The sequence below is a fragment of the Peribacillus sp. NPDC097264 genome, from assembly GCF_050277925.1.
Taxonomy (GTDB): domain Bacteria; phylum Bacillota; class Bacilli; order Bacillales; family DSM-1321; genus Peribacillus.
Genome location: NZ_JBNNSR010000010.1, coordinates 176909 through 189679, shown reverse-complemented (window position 1 = coordinate 189679; position 12771 = coordinate 176909). Strand labels below are relative to the sequence as shown.

The following is a 12771-nucleotide window of genomic DNA, read 5'->3' as shown; positions in this document are numbered from 1 at the left end:
TCATTTTACTAAAAAGGGCGATTTTTTTGTGCATAAATTTATAAAAAAAAGGGGTTGCCCTAAAAGTCATATTCCTGACTTTTGGGACAGCCCCTGGAAACACCTAATCCGAAATAACAAATGACATTAGGCTTAGGATCTTCCATCTAATCCTGCGCCACTATTTGATAGTCTATCAAAAACGCCCCTATCCGTTCGGCCGCTTCTGTCAATCTCTCAACCGGCTGGACCAGGGCCATTCGAACATATCCTTCACCCTGTTTTCCAAAAGCATCTCCTGGGACCACGGTTACACCCGCCTTTTCAATCAGTTTATAGGCAAAGTCGCGTGACTTCCATCCAGCCGGAATGCGGGCCCAAATGAACATTGTCGCAGCAGTTTTCGGCACGTACCAACCGGATTTTGCGAGACCCGATATCAAGGCGTCACGACGGGCTTCATACACATCCACCTGATCGGACAACAAGGAAAGGTTGGAGGTGAGTGCCATCTCGGCCGCCTTTTGAATCGGATAAAAGACCCCATAATCGATATGGGACTTCAAAGTCCCCAGGATGTTCAGCGCCTCTTGATTTCCGACTGCATATCCGATTCGGCAGCCGGCCATATTGAACGTTTTTGAAAGCGAATTGAACTCGATTCCAATCTCCTTTGCACCCGGAATGGATAGGAAGCTAATCTGTGGATGATCATCGAAAATCAGTTCTGAATAGGCAAAGTCGTGTACGACCAAAATATCGTTCCTGTTTGCAAAGGAGACGACCTCGGCAAAAAAGGCTTCATCCGCAAGGGCCGTGACTGGATTTCCTGGATAACTAAGGACCATCATCTTCGTCTTGGCCAAAATATCTGCCGGAATATCGCTCAGCTGGGGCAGAAAATGATTCTCTTGCGTAAGCGGCATCGGATAGATCACGCCACCTGCAAGATTCACACTTGCTTCATATATCGGATAGCCCGGATCGGGCACCAACACATAATCGCCCGGGTCAATCATCGCAGTCGCCAAATGGGCAAGTCCATCCTGCGATCCCATCAGCTGCAATACTTCCGTATCCGGCTCAAGATGCACCCCGTAACGCTGTTCATAAAAAGAACAAACAGCATCATGGAATTCCGGTATTCCCTTCAACGTATACCCGTATGCAGTTGGATCTTTTGCATACTTTACAAGTGTATCTCTTACAAAGTCCGGCGGAGGCATATCCGGACTTCCGACACTCAAATCAATAACATCCTTGCCTTCCCTCAACGCCTTTTGTTTACGGTTCGCCAGCTCCGAAAAGATTCCCGTTTCGAAATTCCCTACTTTTGCAGATGGAGTAATTTTCATGATAAGTCCCCTTCACCTCATGTTTTTTATCTAGTGCTTTAGTAAATGTCCTGTTCCTAGCTTGTCAGCTTTATAGGTGGAATTTGTTCTTTACGTTATCTAAACAGTTCGTGGTTAGTTCACGAAACCCTCCAAAACCTTCATTATGAAAGGATATCTTGAATATTGAATAAACCAACAGGTAGACTCATAGATTCCCCTTAATCATTTACACCATTTACCATTTATTATAAAATGCAATAGGAAATATTATCAATATATGAATATATATAGAAATGCAATCGGGACGTACTACATGTTGAAATGAGGATGACACTATGGGTTTTAAGGATTTTATGGGTAAACAATTTCTTGATATTATCGAATGGGAAGACGCCACCAACGATACCTTGGTCTATAAGTTCCCCATGAAAGATAACGAGATTCAAAATGGGGCACAGTTGACCGTACGCCCAGGCCAAAACGCCGTTTTCGTTGAGGAAGGAAAAGTGGCTGATGTATTTAGCGAAGGAATGTATAAGCTTGAGACGAAGAACCTGCCTATCTTAGCAGACATTAAAGGCTGGGCTTTCGGATTTAAATCCCCGTTCAAAGCCGATGTGTACTTTGTAAACACCAAAAAATTCATCGATCAGAAATGGGGGACATCCAACCCGATTTGGATAAATGATCCGAAGTTTGAACAAGTGGAAGTCAAAGCTTTCGGATTGAAGACCCCAAGATGTTCATTCGTACCGTCAGCTCCACAAACAAGATCTATAAGTTGAATGAATTAAAAGGGCAATTGAAGGAATATGTCTTAAGCGAATTTTCCAATGTCGTTGCCAAACAAGGCGTGACGATCACCGAATTATCCCAGAACTATCGGGTGATGAACGATGCGATGAAACAGGAACTGGAAAATGAATTCACGGATATGGGACTTGAAATCGTTTCCTTTACCGTCACCAACATTTCCTTGCCGGAAGATTTGACGAAGTTCTTGAAAGAAAGAACGCGCATTAATATGATGGGTGGCATGAACAACTACAAAGATGTCAGAAAGCTTGATGCCTTAGAGAATGTTTCTGAAAAGGAAGGCTCAGGCGGTGATATGATGCAAGCCGGGATGGGACTTGGTGCCGGCCTCGGTTTTGGGCAACTCATTTCCCAATCTCTTCAAGGCGGCAACCAGAACAATGAACCATTGCACACGGAGAAAACGGTACCGTCTGAACAAACCGAAAAGTGTCCTGAGTGTAATCATGACAATCAAAAAGGCGCAAAATTCTGTGGCAATTGCGGAACGAAAGTAGAACGAAAGGCTGTTGCCACTTTTTGTACGGAGTGTGGCCATCCCAATACGCCGAATTCTAAATTCTGTGCAGAATGCGGGAATAAATTAGGATGATGAATAAATGGAACATTCAATGGATCATCACACTGCTTCTCTGTTTCACCTCCCTTCTCATCTTTCCCGTCGATGCCACACTAGCCGATGTGGGGAATGGTGTATCGCATAATGAGGAACCGGAAGACGAATTCGTCAATACTTCCACGACTTCAGGGGAAGGCATCGACTTATGGTTTTTGTTTTACTTTCTAAAAAAATATCTAAAACGAATGTGGTCGAAAATATCGCCATCCTTGAATCGAAAATCGTTCGCTATGAAAATGACGGATCCAATGACGAACTCGATGTATATATCAAAGCCCGGATGAACGATTACGTAATTGATGATCATACCAAGAAAGTCCTCAAAGGTAATCCTGACCGGGATATTTACATGTCTTATATCTGGACACTGATCCGTAAGGAAACCGTATTGACCGAGACTCAAAAAGAGAAATATGATGTGACGCAATGTCCAAACTGTGGGGCGAATGTCAGTATCAATGCATCCGGACAATGCGAATATTGCGATAGCGTAATTTCAAGCGGGGAATATGATTGGGTGCTCTCCAAGATCAAAGTCATCAGCCAAAAATAAAAACGAGTAGGAATTTCCTAACTCGTTTTTTCTTATTTATGTTCTTGATTAGCTGCTTGTTTCCACTGATCGTTTCCTTGCATGGAACACTTGATAAAGGACCAATGCAAACAGCGATAGGATCGCACCGGATATAAAAGGTAAACCGATGTAGATGGAGAATAACCAACCACCTATAGGAGGGCCCGCAATCCTTCCGAATGAATCAAAGGAAGAAAGTAAGCCCGTGACCCCACCATGGCCGGATGTTGAACTTTTAGTGACCAGTGCCGAGATGGCAGGGCGGATGACACCGTTCCCCAATCCGAAAATCGTCAGGAAAATCGCCGATGTCCAGAAATTAGTCGAGAACAAGATGAGCACAAATCCAATCGCCGATACGACAATTCCGATTCGAATGACGTTTCCTTCCCCGAACTTCTTGGTCATCGGTCCGATTAATCCACCTTGAACAATCGCACTACCGAATCCCATGATCATAAAGATATAACCTAATTGAACAAGACTTATATCAGCCTTTTGGGCTGCAAAATAAGCAAACGTCGTCTCTAAGCCCGCCATGGAAAGGGTAATGATCAATTGCAGAATAAACAGGACGCTCATCGGACCTTTAAAGGATTTCCACATGGACACCTTTTCTTCCGTCCGATGGGATCTTTTTTCTTCAGTGAGCGATTCTTTCAGTAATATCATGACTAAGATCAGGGTAATGATGGATGAAATACCGGCGATGTAAAACGGCATATTCAAACTCGTCTCCGAGAATATCCCACCAATGGCCGGACCGAATATGAAGCCAAGTCCTGTAGCGGCCCCAATGATTCCCATCCCTTTTCCCCGTTCTTCGGGTGTCGTAATATCTGCTACGTATGCCATGGCAGTTGGCATATTCGCTGAAGATAAGGCACCTCCGATAATCCTGGCGATGAATAGCACCAGTAAAGAATCCGCCGATGCCATGATGAAAAACGAAACAGCCAAGCCTGCGATCCCGATCATCATAACCGGCTTCCGGCCAATCCGGTCAGATACGCGGCCCCACATTGGTGCGAATATCAATTGCATGAACGAATAGACAGCCATCAAAAGACCAAGCTCTGTCGGGCTTCCTCCCACTTTTTCAGCCAGGAAAGGCATGACGGGAATGATGATTCCAAACCCAACCATGACTAAAAACATCACTAAGAAAAGAACGGGTAATACCTTTTTTGTTTCCATGATTTATCTCCCTCTATTCCCCTTTTGGTAGAATCTTCTGTTAGATTTTATATGTATCCACTTTACCATCCATTCTATTATACAACTATCCCTTTACACAGCATTGTTTCATACTATGTTCATTCGTTTTAATCTAATAATGATGTCGTCATCCCTACATATTATCCCTCATCATGTAAAAATACACTCAATTTTGGAGACACGAATAAATAAAGAAGCCCAATCCAAAGATCGAGCCTCCATTATCCACTCTTACTCACGGAACCAATTCGCCCCTTCATCCATATGTACAAATGGGATGGTGGTATCAATCACACCCATGATTCTTTCTTTTTCAATATCTTCTCCTGCAAGCCATTTTGCAAAGTCCAAAACCGTAGGCTCCTGATTGCCGCCCAGTGCAATCCATGCTTTCATTTCACGCGGCAAATAAACCGACGTATGGATCGTCCCTGCCCAGCTGCTATACAAATCGGAAAAAACACCCTGATTGGTGTCGTTAAACAAACGAAATGCTTCATATGTATCCGAGATGCTATCCTGTTGTTGATGGATAGTGTCCAATCTCCGTTTCGAATCCACAAGATGATGACGGTTTTCATGCTTCAGGATCTCAAAATGATTGGTGCAGGCAGTCGCTGTCCGGACCTCCACATTTCTTGGGGACGTTTCTATTATAAAACTCTTCCCACTTCCATCATGAACGACGTATGTGAATGAATGTCGATGCGGAATTTCCTTCAGCATCGTAACGGCTTCCTCGACATTTGCACAAGACTCCAATATCAATCGGCCAATCATGCAGCAAATGAATCCATCGCCGGGATTTTTCCGATTCATGAAGTTATACCCTATCGATAGCCCTTTTTCGTTCATCCCATCCATCCGTCCAGTCCCGCGTTGGCTCGGACCGATGCTCGCATACCCCTGGTCCGTCGGCTGGAATAGCACATAACGTCCCTCATAGGTTTTCGGATGGTAATCATAATTACGCACCAAATACGAATCGCCTGTCATGATCGAACAACCTGATCGAATATAATCCAATCTATAGCCGCCGAACTCCTGGAGAACACGTTCGATTGGCCATTTTAATGCTTCTTGGAACCCGAGTATTTCTTCCCATACGCCAGGTGCAAATGAAGTAATTGCATTTTTGACCTCTTCCTCTTCAACCGTAAAACGTGGCTGCCTTACTTTCCACTGATCTTCACGATTTTTAACAGTGAGGGAATCCTTTAATTTCTCTCCCTGCATGAATCCAAAGTCATAATGCTTACCCCTAAATTGTAGTATTTCACTGTATAGGTGTTTCACGAATTATCCCTCTTTTATCCTAGTGGTTATCTCCCATTAAGAATACTCGATGTATAGTTGAAAATAAAGGAACTAATGCTTTTTATTTCGAAGTTCCTCACTGATTTGGTGGGATATGGTTTTAAAACCATTCAAAGGGATGACGGCCTCTATGAGAATGACCCCTATTAATATAACAAGTGGCGTGGAAATAATTCTGTAAATGTAAGAGTATTTCGGTATAGTAAAAAAAAAGGTTACTATGAATCTGAAGGAGATGACTATTTATGGCTTGCCCAATAACGATTAATATTAAATGATAAGCTTTTATTTGAAGCCATCCGTTTTCTGAGCGCGGACCATTTCCTTAGCATTATGATTAGCCGTTACCAACTCTTCTTCTAGAAAAGGGACTGTAACAATACTTTCATTGAGGTCGGCACCGATAATATCTCCTGGAATGCCGCAAAAAAAAGCCCCACAAGATGATCATCATCCTGCAGGGCTCTCTTTTAGTTTTCGTCTATTTCATTACGTTTTTTCTTGAATAGTTTTGATAATACTTCGTAAACGATTGGAACGATAAGCAATGTTAATAGCGTTGAACTTGCTAATCCACCAATTACTGTAATACCAAGACCTTTTGAAATTAAACCGCCGCCGCCTGAGCCAAATGCTAATGGCATTAATGCTCCGATGGTTGCAATGGCCGTCATCAGGATTGGACGGAGTCGTGTTGCGCCAGCTTCTAGAATGGCTTCACGCATACTCATACCATCACGTTCCATATGAATGATCCGATCTACAAGTACGATGGCATTTGTTACAACGATACCAATTAACATGAGAAGTCCCATCATGACCGATACCGAGATCGTTTCACCAGCGATTAATAAACCTACAAACGAACCAATGACCGTAAACGGTAAGGAGAACAGGATAGCAAATGGTGCGACGCCCTCACGGAATGTGACAACAAGGATGAAGTACACGATTGCGATTGCTGCGATCATGGCTAAACCAAGTTGGGTAAATGTTTCTGACATATCCGCTGCTACACCGGCTACACCGATTGTCACGCCTTTTGGTAAGTCTAATTTATCAATGTCTTCATCTATTTCAGAAGTGGCCTTTGAAATATCTTTATCTGTGATGGTTCCTGAAACAGTGGCGTAGTATTCACCTTTACTACGGGCCAATGTATTCAACGTGGTTCCTTCTTTAACCGTGACCAATTCAGAAAGTTTCATCGTCGTGCCTGTTGCGGTTGGTACTTTTTTATCTAACATATCATCAATTGATTTTGGCTGTTCGTCTTGATCTTGCTGAACGATGACTTCTACTGACTCACCGTCTTTTTCAATGGTTGTTAATACTTCTTCTTGGGTAGAAGGGCTTAACATCCCAATGATTTGGGCTGTAGTTAATCCATACTTCAATAATTCATCTTGCTCTACTTTGAATGTATATTCAACATAAGCATCCTCTGTACTAGAAGAAACGTCCTTTAAGCCGTCATTTTTCTTCATAACGCCTTCTACTGTTTTTACAGCGTCATTTAATTTACCTAAATCTTCACTGTAGAACGTGTAGCTGACTTCATCACTCGCCACAGACATAGACGAGAAGTTCTGGCTCTTCCATTCGCCTGATTGACCAATATTGAAGACATATTCTTCAATCTCTTCCCGTACTTCCGGGAAGTTTTTCATGTCTGGGTCAAAGATCAGGTACATGAGGGCACCGCTTCCGCCCCCGCCCATCATTGCGGCCATGGAGTCGCCATCCTCTGTTACGGATAACTGAACAATATCAATCTCGTCACGTTTTAGTAACTTCTTTTCCACCACTTCAAGGTTCGCTAATGTTTCGTCCTTAAGCTCCCCTGGTTCTGGTGTGTAGGTTAAGTACATCACTTTTTCTTCTTCGCTACCTAAGAAACTAAAACCGATTAATGGCGTTAAGGCCAAACTGCCGGCTAATAGAACCACAGATATGATGGAAGTGATCACTTTATGATTCAATGTCCATCTAAGAACACGTTTGTATCCCTTAGCTAATTTGCCAAGCTCTTTATGATTACTCTCGGTCTTCTCACCATATAATTTTTTCTTAAATAAGAAGTGAGATAATGCCGGTACAATCGTTATGGCAACGACTAACGAAGCCAAAAGGGCAAATGTCATGGTTAATGCAAATGGCGTGAACAGTTCGCCTACCATACCGCCAACGAAGATAAGCGGAGCGAATACCGCAACCGTTACTAATGTTGATGACATGATTGGCTTGAACATTTCGATTGTCGCTTCTCGCACCAATGCACGACCCGTTAATTTTTCATCTTTTAAATGCATGCGTCGGTAAATATTTTCAACAACAACGATCGAGTCATCGATTACCCGTCCGATGGCCACCGTAATCGCACCCAATGTCATGATATTTAATGTGATTCCCAAGCCATTTAAGATTAGGAAGGCCATAAAGATCGAAACAGGAATCGAAATGATCGAAATGATCGTCGATTTAATGTCCCTTAGGAATAAAAGGATGATTAATATCGCAATTAGACCGCCGAATAGCGCTTTTTCTATCATCGTCGATACGGATTCCTCAATTGGTTCCCCTTGGTCAAGACTGACATCGACAACAAGGCCATCAATCTTTTTCTCTTCTTCTTTAATTAGATCTTTCACATCGTTAACCACGTCAACTGTGTTTGCTTCCTGCCCTTTGACAATTTGAATGGCAATCGCATTTTCACCGTTCGTACGTGATACGGATTCTTCTTTCCCAACTAGCTCAACTTTAGCAATATCGCTAAGTTTCACAAAAGGTGCTGGATTGCTAGCTGATGGTGTTACAGGAATAAGCATTCCCTTCAATTCTTTAGCTGTCATGAACTTACCGTCTACTGAAACGGCCTGTTCCCCTTCTTCGAATTCGTAAAGGCCTAATGATACAGCTAAATCACTTGCCTGAATCATTTCCTTTACCTTATCTTCCGTAAGGTCCAGTTTAGCCATTTTTGCTTCGTCATATGTTAATTCAACTTCTTCTATATGCTGGCCAGTGGTAGTGGCCGAAGCAACCCCGTCGATTTTCTCGATTTTTGGAAGTAAACTATCTTCCACGGTTGACGTTAATTCAACAATATCCTCTTTTGTACTGCTTACACTCAATGCCATAACAGGCATCATGTTTAAGCTGATGGCTGTAATCGTCGGCTCTTCCGCTTTCTCCGGTAACTTTACTCCGTCAATTGCCGATTCAAGAGCACGCTTCGCCTCATCCATATCGATCCCATATTCATATTCCACTTGAATATTGGACATATTGGAATACGAATTGGAATAAACGGCTTTCACGTCCTCAAGCCCTTCAACCGCTTCCTCTAATGGTATCGAGACCTCATCCATCACTTTCTCTGGAGTAGCACCAGGATATACACCCATCACCGTTAAATAGGGAATTGTAATATCCGGGATTGTCTCCGTTTTCATTTGCGTACCCGAATAAATACCAGATACCGTAATAATAATTGTAAGGAGCCACACTGCTAGTTTATTCCTTAGAACAAAATTGACTAAACCTCTCACCTTTACACCTACCCTTAATTGACTTATCAAACATATTTACTTATACTAATGACTAATTAGTCATTTGTCAACAATATGACCTAGGAGCGAATGGAATGATTAAAAGGGAACTCATAATGGAAACGGCCATCGAACTCTTTGCAAAACAAGGGTTTAACGCTACCTCCGTACAGCAAATCACCGATCACTGTGGCATTTCAAAGGGTGCCTTTTATTTATCTTTTAAATCCAAAGATGAATTGATTATAGCGCTGGTCGATTATTTTATGATACAGCTCGTCTCAGATATTGACCACGTAGTCAAAAACACAGCAAATGAAGACCTTTTATATGAATTTTTCTATACCTCATTTAAATCTTATCTGAACCATACAGACTTCGCTAAGATTATTTTTAAAGAACAAGCACAATCATTAAATGAAGAACTCATAACACGAATTCAACACTATGAAAGAATCAATGAAACGAGTATCCTCTCATTGGTTGAACGACTATATGGGGACGATATCATTCAAACAAAATATGATTTAACCTATTGTATAAAAGGATTCTTACAACAGTATGCTGTTTTATTTTTATTCTATAATATACCGTTGGATTTAGTCCGACTCTCGCAATCTCTTGTGGAAAAAACGAATATACTGGCAAGGCATTCAACCATTCCTTTTATTTCACAAGAATTGACGGAAATAATCAGTCCTGTCATGTGCGAAGAAATGACAAAGGAACAGCTACTCGATCTTATGGATAATAAGATTGAGGAAATCGAAGAGTCCATTGAAAAAGAATCCTTACTCCTGCTCAAGGAGCAACTGATTGAACAAACTTATGGACCGGCCATCATAAAAGGATTGCTCGAGAACCTTCACGCTCATCCACATTGCAAGTACCTAGCTTATTTACTACGCCAATATTATAATTTTTAACTCTAAAGAAGGGGAGAACGCTTTGAATTAAGCTTTCTGCCTTTTTTCTATGCACTTACTCTTTATATTCACCCTTAGGTACAATTATTAACACCCTCCATTTATTTTATCATGTGTTTCTAACTTTCTTTCATTTGAATGTTCTCATTCTTGTCTTTTTTTCAACAATTGCTTGGACAGCTTTCCAACAAGTCCGATTTATGACTTTTTTTAAAACAACTCACCATTTGGGCTCCCCTTCATAATCTGTATCAGGAAGATTTTGAGGGAGATGGATTATGGGATGGGATTGACGGCTCTCCATTGGATTTATGTTTTATTCATCGTGTTGATCATCGGGTTTATGGTAAAGCGTCGGGATACCACCCTCATTTGCATCGTTGGCATCTTCATTTTGGCGCTCGTCTCTACAGGCAGTTTGGCTTCCTCCATCAGTGGCGTATTCAATAGTTTCGCTTTCGCCATTACCGAGTTAATGTCGACCATTTTAATCATTTCCATCATTGTTGCCATGAGTACAGTCTTAACGAGATCAGGTATCAATGATGTCATGATTGCACCTTTTGCTAGATTCATTAAAAACCCCACACTCGCTTTTTGGGTGATTGGAATCGTCATGATGGGCATCTCCTGGTTTTTCTGGCCATCCCCTGCCGTCGCTTTGCTTGGTGCCGTGCTGCTACCGGTCGCATTGCGGGCCGGATTGCCTGCACTAGGTGTAGCGATGGCGATGAATTTATTTGGCCACGGCATTGCGCTTTCGGGTGATTTCGTCATTCAAGCGGCACCAAAACTCACGGCTGATGCGGCTTCGATTCCGGTCGGTGACGTCATTTCAGCCAGCATCCCGCTCGTCATCACAATGGGTGTCGTGACTACGGTTTCAGCGTTCATCTTCTTGAAGCGGGATATGCGGCTTGGTCGCATTCAGCCTACCGTACAGGAAACACTCGACGAAGACCAGGATGGGATGAATGAAGAGTTACTTACGATAGGACAGAAGAGGTTTTTTGCGATATTCATTCCATTGGCCTTTTTACTGGATGTCGTCGCTCTTTGGCTTCTGAAATTACAAGGCGGCGAAGCAACTGCATTGGTTGGCGGAACCGCCGTTTTTATCTTGCTGATCTTATCTCTCGTGGCCCATGGCCATCTGGGTCTTGAAAAATCAACGAGCTACTTGATTCAAGGGTTCCAGTTTGGCTTCAAGGTGTTCGGACCGGTCATCCCGATTGCCGCTTTCTTCTATTTAGGTGATTCCGGGTTCACTAAAATCATCGGGGACTACTTACCGAAAGCGTCTCTCGGTATCGTCAACGATTTGGGCGCAGCACTCGCCGCCTCGGTTCCATTGACGAAGGAGATAGCCGCCGTCACATTGACAGGCATCGGGGCGATTACCGGCTTGGATGGTTCTGGGTTTTCCGGTATTTCCCTGGCCGGTTCGGTCGCCAATCTATTCGGGACGGCGATTGGAAGCGGAACGGCGACGTTGACTGCCCTTGGCCAAATCACGGCAATCTGGGTCGGAGGCGGTACCTTGATTCCATGGGCACTTATCCCAGCGGCGGCCATTTGTAACGTCAGTCCCTTCGAATTGGCCCGCCGAAACCTGCTTCCGGTATGCATCGGTTTATTCGTGACGACGATTGTAGCGATGTTTTTAATTTGATCACTATAACTAAGCCAGTGCGCATCCATTTAATGCACACTGGCTTTTTTGAATAACAAAATACCATTGACAATTATAGGGAATTACGATAATTTAATTATAGACCGAACGTTCAGTTTATCATTGGAGGCTTATCTGACATGAAACAACAAAGTACCCCCTCTCCCACTAAGCTTAAGATAGCTAAAGAAGCAGAAAAATTGTTTGCCCAAAAGGGATACGCCGCTACGTCAATGGAAGACATCACAAACGTCTCCGAAAGCAGTAAAGGGAGCATTTATTATCATTTCAAAAGCAAGGAAAAACTTTTCTTGTACATCGTCGAGAATAACGCCGACGAGTGGAAGCGCGCCTGGAACATCAAGCAACAGAACTACCGCACGAGTGTAGAGAAATTATATGCATTGGCAGACCATTATCTTGAAGATCTGCAAAGTCCATTAATTAAAGCCGCTGAGGAATTTGGCGGAAGTGAAACGGCTGACCCTGAGATTTTTGCGCATATTTTAGAAATTTATCGCAGTCAGTATTATGACACGTATGAAGCCGTCATTGACCAGGGAATTAAAGAAGGGGCGTTCATCGAAGATAATCCCAAAGACCTTATGTACATTCTCTTTGGCATGCATGCCGGATTAAATGCCACCTATTACGAGATGGAATTTCCTGAAATCAGGAGACTATATCACAAAAGCGTGGACGTCTTTTTAAAAGGCATTTCGAAACACTAGAGGAACAAACATCCCTTTCTTATCCTTT

The 12771-nt window shown here is 42.7% G+C and carries 9 protein-coding genes and 1 pseudogene; 6 read left to right on the top strand and 4 right to left on the bottom strand.

Annotated elements, in window-relative coordinates:
• Positions 1 to 146: 146 nt before the first annotated feature.
• Positions 147 to 1334 carry an LL-diaminopimelate aminotransferase gene (locus ACQKL0_RS16910; protein ID WP_427688727.1) on the bottom strand — a complete coding sequence of 396 codons (1188 nt, stop codon included), beginning with the start codon at positions 1332 to 1334 and terminating at the stop codon, positions 147 to 149.
• 317 nt (positions 1335 to 1651) lie between these two features.
• On the opposite strand from ACQKL0_RS16910, the pseudogene ACQKL0_RS16905 reads away from it, so the two are divergent.
• The 3 genes and pseudogenes from ACQKL0_RS16905 to ACQKL0_RS16895 form a co-directional block, all read left to right on the top strand.
• Positions 1652 to 2277: pseudogene (locus tag ACQKL0_RS16905) on the top strand (SPFH domain-containing protein); the annotation flags it as partial.
• The gene (locus ACQKL0_RS16900) at positions 2251 to 2724 is read left to right on the top strand and encodes a zinc-ribbon domain-containing protein (RefSeq protein ID WP_427688732.1); all 474 of its coding nucleotides are present in this window, start codon (positions 2251 to 2253) and stop codon (positions 2722 to 2724) included. The pseudogene ACQKL0_RS16905 and the gene ACQKL0_RS16900, both read left to right, overlap by 27 nt.
• 172 nt (positions 2725 to 2896) lie before the next feature.
• Positions 2897 to 3304 (top strand): hypothetical protein, encoded by a 408-nt coding sequence (locus tag ACQKL0_RS16895; protein WP_427688725.1) that lies wholly within the window; start codon positions 2897 to 2899, stop codon positions 3302 to 3304.
• A gap of 48 nt (positions 3305 to 3352) precedes the next feature.
• Here the strand turns inward: ACQKL0_RS16895 and ACQKL0_RS16890 are convergent, their stop codons facing one another.
• From ACQKL0_RS16890 to ACQKL0_RS16880, 3 genes are all read right to left on the bottom strand, one after another.
• Complete coding sequence (locus ACQKL0_RS16890) at positions 3353 to 4522, bottom strand: MFS transporter (RefSeq protein WP_427688723.1); 1170 nt, start codon at positions 4520 to 4522, stop codon at positions 3353 to 3355.
• Between the two features lie 252 nt (positions 4523 to 4774).
• Positions 4775 to 5839, bottom strand: coding sequence for a C45 family autoproteolytic acyltransferase/hydolase (locus tag ACQKL0_RS16885; protein WP_427688721.1), 1065 nt, complete (start codon positions 5837 to 5839; stop codon positions 4775 to 4777).
• A gap of 491 nt (positions 5840 to 6330) precedes the next feature.
• Positions 6331 to 9414: an efflux RND transporter permease subunit gene (locus ACQKL0_RS16880; RefSeq protein WP_427688719.1), complete on the bottom strand. Its 3084-nt coding sequence runs from the start codon at positions 9412 to 9414 to the stop codon at positions 6331 to 6333.
• A gap of 95 nt (positions 9415 to 9509) precedes the next feature.
• Here ACQKL0_RS16880 and ACQKL0_RS16875 point away from each other — a divergent pair, with 95 nt between their 5' ends.
• The 3 genes from ACQKL0_RS16875 to ACQKL0_RS16865 all read left to right on the top strand — a co-directional run bounded on the left by ACQKL0_RS16875 (position 9510) and on the right by ACQKL0_RS16865 (position 12743).
• Positions 9510 to 10340 (top strand): TetR/AcrR family transcriptional regulator, encoded by an 831-nt coding sequence (locus ACQKL0_RS16875; protein WP_427688717.1) that lies wholly within the window; start codon positions 9510 to 9512, stop codon positions 10338 to 10340.
• A gap of 271 nt (positions 10341 to 10611) precedes the next feature.
• The gene (locus ACQKL0_RS16870) at positions 10612 to 12012 is read left to right on the top strand and encodes a hypothetical protein (RefSeq protein ID WP_427688715.1); all 1401 of its coding nucleotides are present in this window, start codon (positions 10612 to 10614) and stop codon (positions 12010 to 12012) included.
• A gap of 140 nt (positions 12013 to 12152) precedes the next feature.
• Positions 12153 to 12743, top strand: coding sequence for a TetR family transcriptional regulator C-terminal domain-containing protein (locus ACQKL0_RS16865; protein WP_427688713.1), 591 nt, complete (start codon positions 12153 to 12155; stop codon positions 12741 to 12743).
• Positions 12744 to 12771 lie beyond the last annotated feature (28 nt).